We start from the raw sequence: 20,016 nt of genomic DNA, 5'->3' as shown, positions 1-20,016 counted from the left end.
AATTTGGACACCCTTTTATTTTTGTGTAACATATTTTATCTGATGAGTACATAAAGTAATTTGATTAAAGTCACTATTCATCTGATACGTCGAAAAGATGGAAGTTTTGATGCACTAGGAGGTGTCAATAAGGATGAACTTTTTAAAAAAACTAAAAGATATGGATCGTAATGTGTGGATTCGAGTTATTGGAGAAACGATTACGAGTAGTGCGATGATGATGCTAATGCCATTTTTTGCACTATATTTAGAAGGTAAAGTTGATTCGATGTTAAAAGTAGGATTTATCATGTCAATTTCACCTATAGCATCTTTATTTGGTTCGATGGCCGGGGGTAGGCTAGCTGATCTATACGGTCGCAAACGTATGATGGTCTTTTCAACACTTGGAACATCTCTCATTTTAGTTTCGTTTGCTTTAGTAGAAGGCTATACGGCATTCTTAATTTTATCGATTTTGCTAGGGATTAGTAATTCGTTTTTTAATCCAGCAGCTTCGGCAATGGTAGCTGATGTAACTGAACCCGAAGAAAGAACTGAGGCATATGGGTTATTAAGGGTTGGGAGTAATGTAGGTACTGTTATTGGTCCATTATTAGGGAGTTCGGTTGTTTATTTTTCAAAAGACAGTTTATTTTATATTGCAGCAATAACTTTGGGACTTTATAGTATTGCTCAATTAATTCTATTAAAAGAAACACTCCCTCTAGAAAAAAATGTTAAAGAAAAACAGGACAAAACGAGAATCCCGTTTAAAAAGGTTATGAACATCATTATTTCTGATAAATTATTGCTTTTTTATGTAGCAACAGGTGTCATAATATCAATGGGGTTTTCACAAATTGAAGGAATGCTACCACTTTATTTTAAACAAAGTTTTAATTCTCATTTCGGTGAGTGGAATCCTTATCCGTTTTTAATGTCACTTAATGGATTGTTAGTTGTGCTTTTTCAATTTCCTATTTCAAGTTATTTATCGAATCGTTCGATTGGAAAAACGATGTTCTATGGAACGATATTATTTGGTTTAGGTATTTTATCGATTGGTTTTGCACCACCACTTTTGCTTTCTATTGGGTTAGGTAAGTGGATGATTCTTTTCCTATTGGCAATTATTTTCATATACTACACCTTTGGAGAAATGGTCATGTCGCCAGTTCAAATGACATTTGTGGCGAATATCGCACCTGAAGAATTAAGGGCAACTTATATGGCTGTTGGAAGTATGAAGTGGACAATAGGAGGATTCCTTGGACCTTTATTAGGTGGCTTTTTATTTGATTTAAAGTTAGGGGTCTGGCTTTTTATCATTCTTGGAACAGGAGTTGTGCTATCGGGTGTAATGTATCGTTCACTAGATGAAAAGGTAGCCTTAAGAGATAATCAACAAGGTATAGCTCAATAGCTTTCATGCAGTCTGAATTAAGATTTTTTTATTCTGTCGTACTAGTATAGTGTCATACGCTATACTTTTTTTAGTTGTAAAGAAATCACAAAACAGCTATCATTGCATATGTTGTAAAGAAATATAGGTTTCTACCCATAAAAGCTTATACACTTTTGTATAAAGTGGTACAATAGGGGGAGCAAAAAATAGTAGGGGGAACATCATGAAGATTAAGTTAGGATTATTATATGGCGGTAAATCTGCTGAACACAAAGTATCATTACAAACAGCTTTTGCCGTTATTTCTGCATTAGATCACACAAAATTTGATGTGTATCCAATTTATATAACAGAACAAGGCGAATGGTTACAAGGGAAACAAATTGAAGGTAAAGTAGAAAGTGTTGCAGCTTTAAAATTCTCAAATGAAGACCAACATGTAAATGAAATCGCTCCTGTCGCGTTAACTTCATCAATTATTCCTGCAGCTTCAAATCAAGATTCAACTGGCCCAGTTGATGTTATTTTCCCATTATTACATGGACCAAATGGTGAAGATGGAACAGTTCAAGGTTTACTGGAATTATTAAATATTCCTTATGTAGGTAATGGGGTATTAGCTTCAGCTGCTGGTATGGATAAAGTGATTATGAAAAACTTATTTGCTCAAGCAGGTATTCCTCAAGCTAAATATGTTCATTTCCTAAAAACGGAGTGGAAAGAAAATGCGGAATCTTGCTATGAAGTAGTAGAGAAAGAATTAGGTTATCCGGTATTTGTTAAGCCAGCAAACTTAGGATCAAGTGTTGGTATAACGAAAGCTAAAAACCGTGAAGCATTAATCGCTTCATTTGAAGAAGCATTCCAATTTGACCGTAAAATAATTATTGAAGAAAATATTGTTGGACGTGAAATTGAAATTGCTGTTTTAGGTAACGATAAAGTTGAATGTTCTGTTGTTGGTGAAATCAAACCTTCAGTAGAATTTTATGACTATAGTGCAAAATATGAAAGTGGCGATACTGGTTTAATTATTCCAGCTCCTGTAGAAACAAAAACGTATGAAAAAATTAAGCATTACGCAGAAGTTGCATTCAAAGCAATTGATGGTTCAGGCTTAACACGTGCAGATTTCTTTGTAACAGAAGATGGTGGAGTACTAATGAATGAAGTTAATACAATGCCTGGATTTACTCCATTCAGTATGTACCCTCAATTATGGCAGGCTACTGGAGTAACATATCCAAAATTAATTGAAAAATTAATAGACCTAGCTATTGATCGTCACGAGCAAAAACAACAAATTAAATATAATATTTAACAATTGAAAACACTATTCATGCTTGAATAGTGTTTCAGTTTGTTGGCAAAATCTAATATCTGATGTTCAGACTAATTGAAATCGTTTGTCTTTCGAGGCGCAAAGTCTGATGGGGAGTGGAGTTATCGTAAATGGTAATGAGGACCGCAGTCAGCGAAGTAAGCGAGCGTTTTGCGGGCAGTCTGAAACACTATTGATGACAGAATAGTGTTTTCATATGAAAAAAAGAAAAATGTTATAGAAGAGGAGTGGGTGACAATGTCAATCGTACGTACTTTATCTCAAATCGTTCATATGATTCCTGGTAGTGAATTAAAAGGAGAAGATTTAACGATCAATGGAGTTTCAACAGACTCACGTGTAGATTTAACTGGAAAATTATTTATTCCGCTTATTGGTGAAAAATTCGATGCGCATCAATTTTTACCTCAAGCAATTGAGAATGGTGCTAGTGCAGTACTTTGTTCGAGAAAGTTTATAAATGTGCCAACAAACGCTTCTGTTATTTTTGTTGAAGACACGTTAGAAGCTTTACAACACTTGGCTAAATCGTATTTAAGCGAGTGGAATGGTAAAGTAGTCGGTATCACAGGAAGTAATGGGAAAACCTCTACAAAGGATATTTTAACGAGCATTCTTTCAGCAAAATACAAAGTACATAAAACACAAGGGAACTTTAATAATCATATTGGACTTCCGTTAACAGTATTAGCAATGTCAGAAGATACAGAGGTTGCTGTACTAGAGATGGGGATGAGCAATTTTGGTGAAATTGAATTCTTATCTAACTTAGCTGAGCCTGATGCAGCGATTATTACGAATATCGGTGAGTCCCATATGCAAGAGCTAGGCTCAAGAGCGGGTATTGCAAAAGCGAAGCTTGAGATTGCTAGTGGATTATCAAAAAGTGGATTACTTGTAATTAATGGTGATGAACCATTACTAATTGAAGGTACAAAAGACAAAAACTCAATCTATACAATTGAATCATTTGGTTTTAATGAAAGCAATGATGTATATCCAACATTTATTGAAATGAGTGAATCTGGTAGCGAATTTGTAATAAATAATGCTAAGGATTTTCGTTTCAAATTGGGCGTATTAGGCAAACATAATATTAGTAATACATTGGCAGCCATTGCAGTTGCGAGAAAGTTTTCTCTAACTTGGGATGAAATTAGTTCTGGTATGCAAAATTTAGAAATGACAAAAATGCGTATGGAGCTATTAAAAAATGAAAATGGAATAACAATTATTAATGATGCTTACAATGCGAGCGTTACGTCAATGAAAGCGGCACTTTTATTTGCTTCAGAACTAAAAGGTTATAACAGAAAATTTGTGGTTTTTGGTGACATGCTAGAACTAGGTGATCAAGAAATTGCTTTTCATGAAGAAATTGGGGAAGAAGTTGTAAATTTACATTTCGACTTTCTATACACTTTCGGACCATTAAGTAAATTTGCAGCAACTTCAGCTTTCGAACAAATGGACTCTTCGAAAGTAAAAAGCTTTGACGATAAAAATAAACTAATTGAAGATTTATTACAACAAGTTCAGCCAAAAGACCTAGTATTAGTTAAGGGCTCTAGGGGAATGAAGTTAGAAGAAGTTGTAAATGCACTTGTAAAACTGACATAGGGGAAATTTGTTTAGAAAAAGGGAACTTATAAGGTAGAGAAGGTCATGTAAATTCCAATCTTTTGCTGATACCTTATTCCCTTTTTCCTTAACCATGCCCTAATGATATACAAAGTGAAAACTTTATTCTCATAATTTAACAAATGAAAACTGTTCGTAATATAAGGGATGAAAAAAGTTATAAACTATTGAATTTACGGAGAAAATATCTATATTTCAAAGGGTAGCTATAGTTCAAATGTCAAATTGTTAGAATATAACTTCATTTGCTTTTTAGATGGAATGTACGTATAATGGGTAGATATTGTTTCCTTTTCATGATACTTCGGTATTGTTTTCCACTAATAACGAACCTTCCATAATGAACAGTCACGAAACATATAATTTTTATAGATTTTTTATAGATCATTTTTATAGATCAATTGAGATACAAAGGAGATTAACCAAATTGACAACATTTCAAGAATTAGGATTAAGTAGTAAGATCCTGTTTGCGATTGAAAAATTAGGCTTCGAGGAAGCTACACCAATTCAAGCGCAGACTATTCCATTAGCAAAACAAGGCCATGATGTAATTGGTCAAGCGCAAACTGGTACTGGTAAAACTGCCGCTTTTGGTATTCCATTACTAGAGAAAATTGATGTAGATAGCAACAATGTTCAAGGGCTTGTAATCGCACCTACACGTGAATTAGCAATTCAAGTTGGTGAAGAATTACACAAAATTGGTATGAACAAAGGTGTAAAAATTCTTCCGATATACGGTGGACAAGACATTAACCGTCAAATGCGTTCATTAAAAAAATTCCCACATATTATTGTAGGAACTCCTGGTCGTATTCAAGACCATATTAACCGTCGTACAATTCGCCTAAACAATGTAAATACAGTTGTATTAGATGAAGCGGATGAAATGTTAAACATGGGATTCATTGAAGATATTGAAGCGATCTTAAAAGAAGTTCCAGAAAACAAACAAACACTTCTTTTCTCTGCTACAATGCCTGATCCAATTCGTCGCATTGCAGAAACTTTCATGACAAATCCACAAATTGTAAAAGTAAAAGCAAAAGAAGTTACAATGCCTAACATTGAACAACATTTTATTGAAGTTCAAGAAAAGAAAAAATTTGACGTTCTTACACGTTTATTAGATATTCAAACACCAGAATTAGCAATTATTTTTGGTCGTACAAAACGTCGTGTTGATGAATTATCAGAAGCATTAAACTTACGTGGTTATGCTGCAGAAGGTATTCATGGTGATTTATCACAAGCAAAACGTGAGCAAGTACTTCGTAAATTTAAAGCTGGTTCAATTGATGTTTTAGTTGCAACTGATGTAGCGGCTCGTGGATTAGATATTTCTGGAGTTACACATGTATATAACTTTGATATCCCACAAGATCCTGAAAGTTATGTTCATCGTATTGGACGTACAGGACGTGCTGGTAAATCAGGTATAGCGATGTTATTTATTACTCCTCGTGAGTTTAATCAATTAAAAAATATCGAACGTACAACTAAACGTCGTATGGAACGTATGACTGCACCTACATTAGACGAAGCAATTGAAAGTCAACAACGCATCATTGCAGAAAAATTAACTTCGACTATGGAAAGTGATAATTTAGCGTTCTATAAACGTATTGCAGAAGAATTACTTGAAGAGCATGATTCTGTAAGTGTTGTAGCTGCAGCTTTAAAAATGTTAACAAAAGAGCCAAACGAAACACCAATTCGTTTAACTGACGAGCCACCAATGGTCAAACGTGACCGTGGCGGACGCGGAGGAAATGGTGGAAACGGTGGCGGTGGATACCGTCGTGGTGAAAATAGACGTGGCGGTGGAGATGGACGTCGTAGCGATAATCGTCGTGGAGATGGACGTCGTGGAGACCGTGATAACCGTGGAGGAAGCTTCCGTAGCAAACGTAGCGAAGGTTCTCGTGATAACAACCGTGGTGGACAACGTAAAACACAAGACAGCAGTAAATAAGAAATTAGTTAAGGTACATGGTTAAATCCATGTACCTTTTTGTTTATAATTTAATTCTCTCGTAATGTGTGAATTCGGGTAGATTCCATACACTAATTAAAAACATATGAGAGTTGGAATGAAAATGCTTGTAAGACTTGGGTATGTTGCAATGAGTATGAATTTACAAAATGCCTCGCCATCAAAGACGATGACGGTTGCACAGTTTTTAAAGCAAAAGGATAGAGAAGCGGCCATTCGTAAGCTTGAACAAATTGCTAATACAAATATTAATAACTGTATAAGACTACTAAAACACAACAAGGCACATGATATATCATTTTTTCGACTAAGTAGTAAATTAATCCCTTTAGCAAACCATGAAGAAGTGGCAGATTGGAATTATATAAAACCATTAAAGGAAAGTTTATTTGAGTTAGGCAAATTCGCAATTGCGAATGAAATGAGGATTGATTTTCATCCGGATCATTTCGTTATATTAAACTCTACTAATGAAGAATTATTAAAAACATCGGTAAAAACTTTGAAAATGCATTATCAATTGTTAAAAGCGATGAAAATTAATACCGAACAGCGGTGTGTATTACATGTTGGTGGAGGGTATGATGATAAGGAAAAATCACTTGAACAATTAATTGAGAATTTTAGCCTTGTACCCGGACAAATTCAAAAAATGCTAATGTTTGAAAATGATGATACAACATTTACGTTTGATGAAACGTTATTTGCTTGTGAAAAATTAGGTGTACCACTTGTATTTGACTATCATCACCATTTAGTTAACCACATAAATGAAGATTGGGTAAAAAATTGGGGGTATACAGTTGATACATGGAAAGCTTCGAGTTTGCCAATGAAAATGCATATATCAAGTCCTAGAGATGAGAAAGATGTACGTGCACATGCTGATTATGTGGATTCAAATCTGTTTATGACATTTTTAAATGAAATTTATGGCTCAGTTAGTCAAATTGATTGTATGATTGAAGCGAAACAAAAAGATAATGCGTTATTTCAATTGATGGATGATCTAAAAAAACATTCGTCCATTGAAGTAATTAATGGTTCAAGCTTTTATTTTAAACCATAGTGCAAAAAGGTAAGGGTGAGGGAATATGATTGTGGGAATTGGATTAGACTTAGTAGAGATTGAACGAATGAAGGAAATTATTAGTTCGCAGCCTCGTTTCGCGAAAAGGATTCTAACTGAAGCAGAATATGAGATCTACGAAAATTTATCAGAACGAAGAAAACTTGAATTTTTATCTGGACGATTTGCGGCTAAAGAAGCTTGTTCAAAAGCCTTTGGAACCGGTATAGGGAAGGAATTAGGATTCCAAGATATCGAAATATTAAATGATGAAAAAGGTAAGCCGGTATTAACGGTTGATTTGCCGTTTATACCGTTTTTATCAATTACGCATACTGAACATTATGCAGCGGCTCAAGTGGTATTACAGCAAATATAATTATAATAGCAGTCACTCATTTTAAGAGAGTGGCTGCTTTTTTTTTATAAATTGGCTCTGTTACTATTAATTGTTGATTTTAGTNNATGGAAAGCGAAGTACCTGGAATGGAAAATCAACATTCTTTTTTAACAGAGCCTATAAATTAAGAACGTATAAATAGAAAAATCGACGTAGATACGTATTCAGTATAAGCTCAACTACACTTCTGCCTTTGCCTAAATGATCTTCACTCGTTAAGTTTCCTTTTAAATTTTTTAATTTAGCTCGTCATGCTAGTCTGCATATTTTAGAGCTTGACCTCATATAGTTCTATGAGGATATGAGAAGCAAGGTTGCAACGTGCATGAATAAATCTAGATTTTACTTCTAAGCTACTCGCGCACATTTATTCATATGCCTTTGCATAAGATTCTCTTTTTTACACTATAAGAGGAACAAAGGAGCTGGGGAGATGAAGAAAAAGCTTGTAGCGATGCTTTTGACTATCATGTTGGTACTATCATTGGCTGCATGTGGCAAGAAAACGAAGGATGATGTTGTAGGTTCTCTTAGCAATCAGATGGAAAAAATGGATGGTTATAAGGCGGATGCAACATTAACGATTAATAATGGAAATGATCCGCAAAAGTATGAAGTAGTCATTTGGCATAAAAAACCTTCTTACTACCGTGTACAATTAAAAAATGCTAAGAGTGATCAAAATCAAATCATTTTAAGAAACAAAGAAGGTGTGTTTGTTTTAACACCAGCATTAAATAAAAGTTATCGTTTCCAAAGTGACTGGCCATCAAATAGCAGTCAACCATACTTACCGGAATCATTGGTTAATGACCTAGTACAAGATAAAAGTGCAACATTTAAAACAACTAAAAAAGGTTATGTTTTTGAAACGAAAACAAATTATACGAATAGACAATTGCTCCCAACACAAGAAATTACGTTTAAGAAGAAAGGTCTAATACCTGAATCAGTAAAATTATTGGATACAGATAAGAATGTTGTGTTGGATGTTAGATTTGATAAAGTACAATACAATGCTAAATTTGATAGTGATGCATTCGATGTTAAGAAAAATATGACAAGCGCTCGTTTAAGTGTGCCTACATCTACAAATCCAGAAAATGACCCTAATTTATTAGTAACACTTTACCCTAATTATTTAATGAAGGGTGTCGTATTAGAAGATCAACAAGAAGTAAAAACAGAAAATGGTGTTCAAGTCATTCTTTCATATAAAGGTGATAAAAAATCATTTACCTTAATTGAAGAAAAAGCAAGGATTTCAGAGTCAGGAACAACGATGGAAATTACGGGTGAACCAGTAGATTTAGGAAAAACTGTAGGAGCTTTATCTGATAAGATGATCTCATGGTCATACGGAGGAACAGACTTTACAATTGTTTCTAAAAACTTAACTCAAAGTGAGTTAATTCAAGTTGCTCAATCCGTCGGAGATACAGGCACAAAATAATATTTTTTTTCAAACTTAAAAAGGCGTGATGATGCTTTATCACGCCTTTTTAAATTTCAAATAAACTATGAGTGAGAAGGTTATTGGTTGACAATTATAGTAAAATAAGCAAATAATTTTACACATATGAAAAAGAGTAATGGGTAAATCGATAAGGAAGTGTAAATCATGACAGAAACACCATTTTATCGCGACACATGGGTAGAAGTAGATTTAGATGCAATTGAAGAAAACATCAAAAATATTGTATCGCTTTACCCTAATCATCAAGAAATTTATGTAGCTTTAAAAGCGAATGCCTATGGACATGGTTATGTTGAAGTGGCTAAACAAGCATTAAAGTCTGGCGCAACGAGATTGTTGGTTGCATTCATTGATGAAGGGATTTTTCTACGTAACGCGGGAATAGATGCACCGATTTTAGTATTAGGAGCAACTAGACCAGAGGATATTAAGGTTGCTATCAAGCATAAATTAACTTTAACGGCATATAATGTTGATTGGTTAGAAGCTATTTCTCAGAATCTGAAAAATACAGATGGTACAATGATTCATATTAAATTTGATACTGGGATGGGTAGATTAGGCCTAAAGACAAAATCTGAATGGGAGCAGGCTGCATCGATCTTACAAAAAAATCCATCAATTAAACTAGAAGGTTTGTTTACGCATTTTGCTACTGCCGATGAGCTAAATAGATCCTACTTTAAAGAGCAAGTAGACAAATTTTATGAATGTATAGAATGGGTTAAGAGCACTGGATTCTCTCCTGAGGTCATTCATTGTGCGAATAGTGCAGCGGCTGCATTAGAAACTAATTTATTTAATACTGTACGTGTAGGTATTATCATGTATGGTTTAACTCCATCTTTAGAAATAAAACCATTGCTGCCGTTTACATTAAAGCCTGCACTATCGTTTTATACGAAAATCTCACATATTAAGCAATTGCCAGCTAATAGTGGTGTAAGTTATGGAGCAACATATTTTACTTCTGATTCAGAATGGATAGCTACATTACCGGTGGGATATGCTGATGGTTGGCTAAGAGATATGCAAGGATTTTCTGTATTAGTTGAAGGTGAAAAGGCAGAAATCGTTGGTAGAGTTTGTATGGATCAGTGTATGATCAAGCTTTCTAAACATTATCCTGTTGGTACAAAAGTGACTTTAATAGGAGAAAGTAAGGATGGAGTGGTAACGGCTGAGGAAGTCGCTACTCACATGAATACAATCAATTATGAAGTAACATGCCTTATCAATCATAGAGTACCAAGAGTATATAAAAAGAATGGAAATATTAAGTCCATAAGTAATTATCTAGTATCAGATTCATTGTAATTTGATGTATTAAAGTATGAAACACTGTTATTTGGTTAAGATAAACGAAGATATGTGTCTTTCCAATCACTGAAAATAATGGTATGATGTAGTATAGGGAGATATATGGGTAATAGTTGATTCTGGAGGTGCTGAAACTTGTCCGAACTAAATGCGACAACTGAAATAACAGTACGTTTACCAAAACACGTAGTAAGCGAACTAGATGGATTAGTCAAGCAAGAAAACGGTAATCGAAATGAGTATATTTATCAAGCGACTAAGATGTTTTTAAAGGATCGTAAAAGACGCCAAAGTCGTGAACAAATGCGACGTGGATACATGGAAATGGCTAAAATCAACTTATTAATATCTTCTGAGTCATTCTATGCTGAGTCTGAAGCGGATTCTAAAGTGGAGCGCTTAGTTAGCGGGGGGTAATCACTTGATAGTAAAACGTGGCGACGTATATTTTGCAGACCTTTCCCCTGTAGTTGGCTCGGAACAAGGTGGAGTTCGTCCGGTTCTCATAATACAAAATGATATCGGTAATCGTTTTAGTCCTACCGTTATAGTCGCTGCGATTACAGCACAAATCCAAAAAGCAAAGCTTCCAACACATGTTGAAATCGATGCTAAAAAATATGGATTTGAACGTGATTCGGTTATACTACTAGAACAAATTCGAACGATTGACAAACAGCGATTAACCGATAAGATAACACATCTTGATGATGAGATGATGGATCAGGTTGATGAAGCGTTGCAAATCAGTTTAGGACTTGTTGACTTTTAAAGTTGCTTTTTTCAGCAGCTTTACCTACATAGATTATAATAAATGTTTTGTAACCCTTTCGTCTTGAAAGGGTTATTTTAGGTCTTATTAAATTCCCAAAAATTGGAGGCGTTAATTTATGTCACATCAATTGATTAAAAAAATAGCATCTGATTTATCGATTACTTCGAAACAAGTAGCTACTGTCATTGAATTAAAAGAAGAAGGAAATACAATCCCCTTTATTGCCCGATACCGAAAAGAAAAAACGGGTTCACTTGATGAAGTACAAATTCATTCCATTTTAGAAAAATATGAGTATGCCGTAAATCTTCAAACACGAAAAGATGAAGTGATTCGTTTAATTGCGGAAAAAGGTAAACTGACTGATGAATTGCGTAAAAGTATCACATTAGCGACGAAGCTTCAAGAAGTAGAGGATTTATACCGACCATTTAAAGAAAAAAGAAGAACTCGAGCTACAGTTGCAAAAGATAAAGGCTTAGAGCCTTTTGCAGAATGGTTATTTTCAATGCCGAATGAAGGTTCCCTTGCAGATGAAGCATTAAAATACATAAATGTTGAACTAGAAGTAAGTACAGTTGATGAAGTTATTCAAGGTGGAAAAGATATTATTGCAGAATGGATTGCAGACAATGCGACGTATCGTAAATGGATCCGTGAAACTACCTTTAAAAAAGGAACGATTGACAGTACTGTCAAAGATTCCGAAAAAGACGAGAAAAAAGTATATGAAATGTACTATGAATACTCAGAACCAATTTCAAGAATTGTTCCACATAGAGTTCTAGCAATGAATCGTGCTGAGAAAGAAGATATTTTAAAGGTTGCAATTCAATCTCCTTTTGATGAAATTATTTCATTCTTAGAAAGAAAGGTCATTACAAAGGACTCTATTGTAAGACCTATACTAGTAGAGGTTGTTGAAGATGCTTATAAAAGATTAATTCAGCCTTCAATCGAAAGAGAGATTCGTAAGGAACTATCTGAAAAAGCTGATTCGCATGCGATTAATATTTTCTCAGAAAACTTGCGTTCATTATTACTGCAGCCACCATTAAAAGGGAAAATTGTGCTAGGAGTCGACCCAGCATTCCGAACAGGTTGTAAATTAGCGGTAGTAGATGAGACTGGAAAAGTTCTTAAAATAGATGTTATTTATCCTCATCCATTCAGGGGGGAAAGAGAAGAAGTTCAAAGAAATAAACGAGAACAAGCAATTGCAAAAATTAAAGAGATCCTTGTTAAATATCAAATCGAAATGATTGCAATTGGAAACGGTACTGCATCGAGAGAAACTGAGCTATTTATCTCTGAAATTCTAAAAGAAATGAAAAATAATATTTACTATGTAATCGTAAATGAAGCTGGAGCAAGTGTTTATTCAGCATCCGAGCTAGCAAGAGAAGAGTTTCCAGATTTACAAGTTGAGGAACGAAGCGCGGTATCAATTGCAAGACGTCTACAAGACCCGTTAGCAGAACTAGTTAAAATTGATCCTAAATCTGTTGGGGTAGGATTATATCAACATGATGTATCTCAAAAAAGTTTGAATGAATCATTAACATTCGTCGTTGAAACTTCGGTTAACCAAGTTGGTGTAAATGTAAATACAGCGTCAGTTTCACTTCTACAATACGTATCAGGCTTGTCTAAAACAGTAGCAAAAAATATCGTTAATTACCGTGATGAAAAAGGGAAAATTACAAATCGTAAAGAGCTTAAAACAATACCGAGATTAGGTTCTAAAACATACGAACAATGTATCGGATTTTTACGTGTTCTTGAAGGGGATGAGCATTTGGATCGCACAAGTATTCATCCAGAGAGCTACGTACAAGTAAAAAAACTATTAAAGCAATTAAATTTCTCGACGAGTCAAATTGGATCAAATGAATTGAAAGAAAAGTTAAGGTCAATCGATTTAAAAGATGTTTCAGCGCAATTGGATATTGGTGAAATTACGCTAAATGATATTTTAGCATCACTGATGCAACCAGAAAGAGATTTACGTGATGAATTAGCAGCACCAATCCTACGCCAAGATGTTCTTCAAATTGAAGATTTAAAAATAGGTATGGAGCTTGAAGGAACAGTAAGAAATGTAGTCGATTTTGGCGCATTTGTTGATATTGGATTAAAAAATGATGGCCTCGTTCATATTTCTAGAATGAGTAGTAAATTTATTAAGCATCCTCTAGACGTTGTATCAGTTGGTCAAGTCGTAAAGGTTTGGATCGCTGAAGTTGACCAAAAGAAACAAAGAGTAGGCTTATCTATGCTACCAATTGAATCAAAAGAAATCGTCAAAGCTTAATTTTTTGATAATAAAACCAACATTGATTTAATAATTTTATTTGGTAACGGTTTTTTTCATAAAATGCTTTTTGAATTTGAGATTTTAGCCAACTAGGCATTACCATGATGAAAACCTCCAACTTAAAAATCTTCGCCCATCTTAATTTGGGATGGGCGATGAAATAAATGAGTGAGGGGTAACCTTCCGATACATTGTATAAAAAGGATAACTGTATTGTTCATTTTGAATAGTAAAAATTACGCCGTTGTAGAGAGATTTACTAAGAGCAGCCCATTTAGCATAAATCGTACTAATAAGATCTTTTGAAATTCTCATTTGTATGTTTAATGTATGCACATACCCAAGAAATTGTGAGTTGTTCAGCTATAATTAAGAAGAAAAAGAGGATGGCGATTTACAAATGGATAATGAGAAGATTCAAAAATTGGTTGAAGATTTATCGATGACATATTTCGAGCGACCATTTCTTCACCAAGCCTCTTTCAATACTCGATTGAGGACAACTGGTGGAAGGTATTTATTAAAAACAAGCAATATCGAATTAAATAAGCTGTACTATGAAGAATACGGAATTGAAGAGCTGAAGGGGATTATTTTACACGAGCTATGTCACTATCATCTTCATATTATGAAAAAAGGATATAAACACGAAGATCAAGACTTTAAAGATTTACTAAAAAAAGTAGGTGCTCCTAGGTATTGTAAACCGTTAAAAACAATCAAAAAAAGAACACACTCAATTAAGTACAAATATAGATGTTCAGGATGTGGGCAAGCCTTTTTAAGAAAAAGAAAAGTAGACATAAATCGTTTTGTGTGTGGTATCTGCAAAAGTCCGTTAAAACAATTATAAATAGTGTTGACATGTAGTATATGTATAGTTTATATTAATACTTGTCATCACGTCACAAGACAAGATGGAAGAGTTAGAATTTTTCCGCAGTAGCTCAGTGGTAGAGCACTCGGCTGTTAACCGAGTGGTCGTAGGTTCGAACCCTACCTGCGGAGCCATTATTTTAGAGAAGTACCCAAGTGGCTCAAGGGGCGCCCCTGCTAAGGGTGTAGATCGTTAACGCGGTGCGAGGGTTCGAATCCCTTCTTCTCTGCCATACATACGGCCCGTTGGTCAAGCGGTTAAGACACCGCCCTTTCACGGCGGTAACACGGGTTCGAGTCCCGTACGGGTCACCATTTTATCATGGAGGATTAGCTCAGCTGGGAGAGCACCTGCCTTACAAGCAGGGGGTCGGCGGTTCGAGCCCGTCATCCTCCACCATTAATTTCATACGGTCCCGTGGTGTAGCGGTTAACATGCCTGCCTGTCACGCAGGAGATCGCCGGTTCGATCCCGGTCGGGACCGCCATTAATTACTACAGTTTGTAGTATTTTTTTCTTTATTTGGAGAAAAATAGTAGTGAGATGGTTGGATTTTTTTATCTTGAGAGTTTAGTTTGAGAGATAGATTATTACAGTATAAAAAATCCTGTGGGGCGGGTTTATGAAGAGTGCTCGTACATTAGGTAAAGAAGTATAGTATATTGATATGTCGGATTGTTTTTATCTTGAGGAGTAGATTCTAGAGGTAGAACATTACAACATAAAAAAAATCCTGCGGTGCAATTTCATGAAGATTATTCGAAGAAGTAGATTCATGAAGGTTAATCATTGGGCTATAGCCAAGCGGTAAGGCAACGGATTTTGATTCCGTCATGCCCTGGTTCGAATCCAGGTAGCCCAGCCATTTTTGTTTTTAATCGTAATGTTTAAGGTAGAGGGATTTGCTTTTATCTTAAATGCGATCGTGTATACAGCAAGTAAGTTTAAAATTAGTTGGTTTTTCATTGTACTTGTAATATCATGTATTTATAAAACTTATTATTATGAGCCATTAGCTCAGTAGGTAGAGCACGAATGAATAAGCTACGAAGCGACAACATCAGCGTACTTGTCGAGCCACTACTTGAATAGCTACCTGAGACAAGGACGTCAATAGAAACGTACAATATTTTTATACCTTATTAATATGAGCCATTAGCTCAGTCGGTAGAGCATCTGACTTTTAATCAGAGGGTCGAAGGTTCGAATCCTTCATGGCTCACTTTTTGTTTATTCGCGGTCGTGGCGGAATGGCAGACGCGCTAGGTTGAGGGCCTAGTGGAGGTTTCTCCGTGGAGGTTCAAGTCCTCTCGGCCGCATCTTAATATGACTTATCAAGGCATCTTACAATTGTAGGGTGTCTTTTTTGTGTTGTTAGACATCTATAGTAATGAATCAATAGGCTTAATTTTTTTTTGCAGATTAAGAAATCGCTTTTTTGTTAGGTAGTAAAAAAGCCTAATGATAAAAGGAATATTCATGTCAACCACAGGTTGCACCCAAATGCACGTATTGCTATCTTTACTTTACATAGCTTATTTTTCATAATTGAGTTACTGAAAGGTTGTGATTTATTATGATTTTTAGTAAACGATTGAAAGATGAGCGTGAAAAAAGAGGATGGTCACAAAATGATCTTGCGGAGAAGATTCATGTAAGTCGACAAACTGTTTCGAAATGGGAAACGGAGAAGAATTATCCAAGTATTGAGATTCTAATTAAATTAAGTGATCTATTCGATATTACAATCGATGAGTTACTTAGAAGTGATGAGGAATTAAAAGAAAAAATAATTCAAGATAGTAAACAGTTATTACATCCGAAATGGAAAATAACTTTTGAAAGTATTTTTATAGTCGGATTTATTTTATTACTTTCTAAATTGGTGATATTTCTTTTGAATAAATTTACGGGTGCAGATATTACAATTTTAAAAGATAATCCTGTTATTATTAATTTTTTACCGATGATATTGATGGTCATAGGTGGTATCGGTTCAGATTATTTTAAAAAGAAATACGTAGATTGATTAATAATCGTGTTTAAATCAAAAATAAAGAATTCTTTATAGCTCTACGTATCTGTAAAGATCTTCTATATTAGTAATTAAAAAACTCACTTTTGGTACATTCCAAAAGTGAGTCGTAATATTAATAATTAGCGGGATTTACTTGAACTGGTTTAAATTTTTGATTGGTATCAGAGTAATGCCACCATTCTTTTGAATAACCAACAAAACCGGCTTGTTGCATTGCTTTATCCATTATTTGATAATTCTTTTCTTGTACACTGCTTCGTTTATAGCTTCGAGATGCGCGTGAAGAAAAATCATCAAATTTAGATTGCATTTGTACTTCTTTTCCATCTAAAGTACACAGTGTGATATCTAATGTTGCACCTAGTTGATGTCCTCGGATATTTTTAGGATCTGGTTTAGCTACATAATCCGAATTTGGATATGCGTTCCAAAGTGTTTGCTGTGCTGATAAAGGACGGTAAGCATCCCAAACTTTAATCGTATAACCTTGTTTTTTAAGAATAGAGTTTGCTTTAGCTAATTTTTTAGCTGTGCTCGTTCTAAGAATGGCTTGGCTAAAATTGTATATACGTTTGCCTGTAAAGTTGTTGGTTGTATTATATCTCAAATCAACAATAATACTTTTATCTAAAGATTTAATATTAGTGAATTCTGCGATTACATATTTTCCGCTTATAAATCCTGTTTTATTTTTAAATTTAATTTTATACCATCCATTGGATTGCCTATTAATAACCGTTAAAAATTGACCTTTAACCACAGTGCCAATCAACTTATATTTCGTACTCGGGCCGCTGCGGACATTTAGTTTACTCGCAGTTACGGTATAAACTTTACTTGCTGCATATGTAGAGGTTGGGATTGAAAAAAAACTTACCCATAAAAATGAAAAAGTTAAAATACTTACAATTATCTTCTTGATTCTTCTCATAGTTCACCTTCTGTTTAATTTATTTAATAATCTGTTAACTATTTTAATTATTCAATAGAATACACGGACTTTCAACTTAAAACTTATCGGATAACATTAAAAAAACATTACTATTCAGTAATGTTTTTTTGAAATTTATAATATTGGCGATAAAAGGCGAGAAATGGCTTCCTTTATTCTTATAAAGATTGCTCTCTCTTGATATGTTTCAAGTGTGAGCTCCCTAGAATGTTTACTATCAAATAAAAAAAAGTTTTGTAGTTCAGAGGCTTCTTTTTCTGAATAGACGATAGCGTTTATTTCAAAATTCAACTTAAAACTACGTGTATCAATGTTAGTAGTTCCTACTGAAGCTACTTCTTGATCAACAACGATTGTTTTAGCATGTAAAAAACCGTTTTCGTATAGTAATATTTTAGCACCATAGGATAAGAGTTCCCCAGCGTACGATAAAGTTGCCCAATAAACGAAAGGGTGATCAGGCTTACTCGGAATCATTAATCTTACATCGATACCAGATAATATAGCAATTTTACAGGCATCCATAATACTAGCGTCAGGAATGAAGTAAGGGGTTTGGATATAGATACTTTTTTTAGCTGACATAATTAGTTTAACGTACATGTTTTTTAAGTGCTCTGTTTCCGAATTTGGTCCACTGGCAACTATTTGTATGGGAGTACTTCCGATATTTTCATCATTATTAAATGCAAATTCTTCTATAATATGTAGATTCTGTTTAGTTGCTTGTTGCCAGTCTAATATAAACCGTCCTTGAATTTGATTTACTGATTCACCCTTTATTCGAAAATGAGTGTCTCTCCAATATCCAAATTTCCGGTCAATCCCTAGATACTCTTCTCCTACATTAAAACCACCTATATATGCAATTCTTCCATCAATAATACAAAGCTTTCTATGATTTCTATTATTTAATCGAAAATTGATGAGTCTTAGGAATGAAGGGAAGAAGGCTTTTACCTCACCACCATGTTTAACAAGCTCTTTGAAAAAAGAGGGGGTTATTCTTTTGGAACCAATGTCATCATACAGTACTCTTACCTTTACGCCTTCTTCTGCTTTTTTGGTTAGTTCATCTCGCAGTCTTTTTCCTAAAGAATCACGTTGGATGATATAGTACTGAATGTTAATCTCTTTTTTGGCAAGCTGTATGTCCCGGAATAAAGAATTAAATTTTTGGTGACCGTCACTAAATGTTTGTATTTCATTTTCCGTCGTTAATAAGGCGTTAGCAGATTTTAAATTCATCATAATTAAATGTGAATGTTTCGATAGTAATTTATCTTGGCGACAAAAACTTTGATCATTACTAATTTTATTAGCTTGGTCGGTAACTGCCAATTGGAGATAACTTCTTTCTTTATTGGAAAGATGATAGAAGTTTTTTTGTTTTAGTTGCCTACCTAAAAATAAATAGAGAAGAAACCCCAGTATGGGTATAAAGAGTAAAATCATTAGCCATGCCCATGTTGCGGCAACGTCTCTTTTTTCAATAAAGATTAATACTCCAGCTAGAAGTATATTAACGATAAGGAGGATTGTAAGAAAATTAATATCCATTTTTCACACTTCCTATGTAATTAGATTACCTTTTATTTTATTAATAATATCTTTTATATAATAGATTAAACTATACGAACAGTCAGCATACTTACGCAAAAATAAAAGTATTTTCTTATTTGCTCTGGAACTTTTCACGATAGCGACATCAAAAAAAACGGCGAATTATTGATAACATGTCAGAGGATATGGGGACTTTTGAAAATCAGACTATTGTCTAACAGTGTTTATCTTTAAATATTACTATAATAATTCCATAATGCTAATTCGTTTTATGTCTATAATGAGAAAACTATACTGATGAAAGCTGCTGTTCACGAAGTAAATTAAGCCAGGTAAGTATTGATGTAGCGTGATTAAAGCTAATGTGTAATTGAAAAATAAATTAATCGAAGTTTTTTTCTTAAATAGTGTTGACATTAAGTATCCTATACTTTAATATAGTTAAAGTCACGTCAGAAGTTAACGAAGTCAACAAGAGCTTATCGTAGTAAGCATTTAAAGTTAAAAAAACTTTTTTAAAAAAGTGTTGACATCAGCAGTTAGATGTTATAAACTGTAAAAGTCGCTAACAGAGACGACACACTTTATAATATGCGCCCGTAGCTCAATTGGATAGAGCGTTTGACTACGGATCAAAAGGTTATGGGTTCGAGTCCTTTCGGGCGCGCCATATTACGGGAAGTGGCTCAGCTTGGTAGAGCACCTGGTTTGGGACCAGGGGGTCGCAGGTTCAAATCCTGTCTTCCCGACCATTTCGCGGGTGTAGTTTAATGGTAAAATAGAAGCCTTCCAAGCTTCGGTCGTGGGTTCGATTCCCATCACCCGCTCCATTATAATATTGAACTTTGAAAACTAAACA

General features: G+C 34.4%; 16 protein-coding genes and 11 tRNA genes. 24 read left to right on the top strand and 3 right to left on the bottom strand.

Features of this window, described 5'->3' with window-relative positions; translation table 11 throughout:
• Window positions 1–133: 133 nt before the first annotated feature.
• The 11 genes from COC46_RS03275 to COC46_RS03225 all read left to right on the top strand — a co-directional run bounded on the left by COC46_RS03275 (window position 134) and on the right by COC46_RS03225 (window position 13,724).
• Window positions 134–1,405, top strand: coding sequence for an MDR family MFS transporter (locus COC46_RS03275; protein ID WP_098808332.1), 1,272 nt, complete (start codon window positions 134–136; stop codon window positions 1,403–1,405).
• 202 nt (window positions 1,406–1,607) lie between these two features.
• Window positions 1,608–2,708 carry a D-alanine--D-alanine ligase gene (locus COC46_RS03270; protein ID WP_141550866.1) on the top strand — a complete coding sequence of 367 codons (1,101 nt, stop codon included), beginning with the start codon at window positions 1,608–1,610 and terminating at the stop codon, window positions 2,706–2,708.
• Between the two features lie 258 nt (window positions 2,709–2,966).
• Complete coding sequence (locus COC46_RS03265; RefSeq protein ID WP_098808330.1) at window positions 2,967–4,349, top strand: UDP-N-acetylmuramoyl-tripeptide--D-alanyl-D-alanine ligase; 1,383 nt, start codon at window positions 2,967–2,969, stop codon at window positions 4,347–4,349.
• A gap of 448 nt (window positions 4,350–4,797) precedes the next feature.
• Window positions 4,798–6,348, top strand: a complete 1,551-nt coding sequence (gene cshA, locus COC46_RS03260; RefSeq protein WP_098808329.1) for a degradosome RNA helicase CshA — start codon at window positions 4,798–4,800, stop codon at window positions 6,346–6,348.
• 124 nt (window positions 6,349–6,472) lie between these two features.
• Window positions 6,473–7,438 (top strand): UV DNA damage repair endonuclease UvsE, encoded by a 966-nt coding sequence (uvsE, locus tag COC46_RS03255; protein WP_098808364.1) that lies wholly within the window; start codon window positions 6,473–6,475, stop codon window positions 7,436–7,438.
• 25 nt (window positions 7,439–7,463) lie between these two features.
• Window positions 7,464–7,817: a holo-ACP synthase gene (gene acpS, locus COC46_RS03250; protein ID WP_098808328.1), complete on the top strand. Its 354-nt coding sequence runs from the start codon at window positions 7,464–7,466 to the stop codon at window positions 7,815–7,817.
• A 454-nt stretch (window positions 7,818–8,271) separates the two neighbouring features.
• A complete protein-coding gene (locus COC46_RS03245) occupies window positions 8,272–9,291 on the top strand; it encodes a LolA family protein (protein WP_098808327.1) in 1,020 nt (339 codons plus the stop codon).
• A 168-nt stretch (window positions 9,292–9,459) separates the two neighbouring features.
• Window positions 9,460–10,632 (top strand): alanine racemase, encoded by a 1,173-nt coding sequence (alr, locus tag COC46_RS03240; protein ID WP_098808326.1) that lies wholly within the window; start codon window positions 9,460–9,462, stop codon window positions 10,630–10,632.
• A 138-nt stretch (window positions 10,633–10,770) separates the two neighbouring features.
• Entirely contained in the window at window positions 10,771–11,052 is a 282-nt protein-coding gene (locus tag COC46_RS03235) for a CopG family ribbon-helix-helix protein (protein WP_069033898.1), read from the top strand.
• 4 nt (window positions 11,053–11,056) lie between these two features.
• A complete protein-coding gene (ndoA, locus tag COC46_RS03230; protein WP_056476047.1) occupies window positions 11,057–11,407 on the top strand; it encodes a type II toxin-antitoxin system endoribonuclease NdoA in 351 nt (116 codons plus the stop codon).
• A gap of 118 nt (window positions 11,408–11,525) precedes the next feature.
• Window positions 11,526–13,724, top strand: coding sequence for a Tex family protein (locus COC46_RS03225; RefSeq protein ID WP_098808325.1), 2,199 nt, complete (start codon window positions 11,526–11,528; stop codon window positions 13,722–13,724).
• On the opposite strand, the gene cmpA is transcribed toward COC46_RS03225, so the two are convergent.
• Complete coding sequence (gene cmpA, locus COC46_RS03220) at window positions 13,714–13,824, bottom strand: cortex morphogenetic protein CmpA (protein ID WP_088014579.1); 111 nt, start codon at window positions 13,822–13,824, stop codon at window positions 13,714–13,716. The two genes, COC46_RS03225 and cmpA, sit on opposite strands and share 11 nt — an antisense overlap.
• Before the next feature lie 303 nt (window positions 13,825–14,127).
• Between cmpA and COC46_RS03215 the strand changes: the two genes are divergently transcribed.
• From COC46_RS03215 to COC46_RS03170, 10 genes are all read left to right on the top strand, one after another.
• A complete protein-coding gene (locus tag COC46_RS03215) occupies window positions 14,128–14,580 on the top strand; it encodes a SprT family protein (RefSeq protein ID WP_098808324.1) in 453 nt (150 codons plus the stop codon).
• Window positions 14,581–14,663: 83 nt separating this feature from the next.
• A tRNA-Asn gene (locus COC46_RS03210) sits at window positions 14,664–14,738 on the top strand.
• Between the two features lie 7 nt (window positions 14,739–14,745).
• Window positions 14,746–14,836 (top strand) — tRNA-Ser (locus COC46_RS03205).
• A 7-nt stretch (window positions 14,837–14,843) separates the two neighbouring features.
• A tRNA-Glu gene (locus COC46_RS03200) sits at window positions 14,844–14,918 on the top strand.
• A 9-nt stretch (window positions 14,919–14,927) separates the two neighbouring features.
• Window positions 14,928–15,003 (top strand) — tRNA-Val (locus COC46_RS03195).
• A gap of 12 nt (window positions 15,004–15,015) precedes the next feature.
• Window positions 15,016–15,091, top strand: a tRNA-Asp gene (locus COC46_RS03190).
• Window positions 15,092–15,394: 303 nt separating this feature from the next.
• Window positions 15,395–15,469, top strand: a tRNA-Gln gene (locus COC46_RS03185).
• Between the two features lie 284 nt (window positions 15,470–15,753).
• A tRNA-Lys gene (locus tag COC46_RS03180) sits at window positions 15,754–15,826 on the top strand.
• 14 nt (window positions 15,827–15,840) lie between these two features.
• Window positions 15,841–15,923: transfer RNA gene (locus tag COC46_RS03175), tRNA-Leu, on the top strand.
• Between the two features lie 257 nt (window positions 15,924–16,180).
• Entirely contained in the window at window positions 16,181–16,633 is a 453-nt protein-coding gene (locus COC46_RS03170) for a helix-turn-helix domain-containing protein (RefSeq protein WP_098808323.1), read from the top strand.
• Window positions 16,634–16,754: 121 nt separating this feature from the next.
• On the opposite strand, the gene COC46_RS03165 is transcribed toward COC46_RS03170, so the two are convergent.
• A complete protein-coding gene (locus COC46_RS03165) occupies window positions 16,755–17,573 on the bottom strand; it encodes a M15 family metallopeptidase (protein ID WP_098808322.1) in 819 nt (272 codons plus the stop codon).
• 135 nt (window positions 17,574–17,708) lie between these two features.
• On the bottom strand, window positions 17,709–19,154 hold the full coding sequence (gene cls, locus COC46_RS03160; RefSeq protein ID WP_098808321.1) for a cardiolipin synthase: 1,446 nt from the start codon (window positions 19,152–19,154) through the stop codon (window positions 17,709–17,711).
• A gap of 596 nt (window positions 19,155–19,750) precedes the next feature.
• Between cls and COC46_RS03155 the strand changes: the two genes are divergently transcribed.
• From COC46_RS03155 to COC46_RS03145, 3 genes are all read left to right on the top strand, one after another.
• Window positions 19,751–19,827, top strand: a tRNA-Arg gene (locus COC46_RS03155).
• Window positions 19,828–19,832: 5 nt separating this feature from the next.
• A tRNA-Pro gene (locus COC46_RS03150) sits at window positions 19,833–19,909 on the top strand.
• 4 nt (window positions 19,910–19,913) lie between these two features.
• Window positions 19,914–19,987, top strand: a tRNA-Gly gene (locus COC46_RS03145).
• The last annotated feature ends 29 nt before the right edge of the window (window positions 19,988–20,016 follow it).

It is taken from the genome of Bacillus sp. AFS041924 (assembly GCF_002577195.1).
Classification (GTDB): domain Bacteria; phylum Bacillota; class Bacilli; order Bacillales; family Bacillaceae_G; genus Gottfriedia.
The sequence above is the reverse complement of the archived record's forward strand: the minus strand, read 5'-3'. Positions and strand labels throughout refer to the sequence as shown.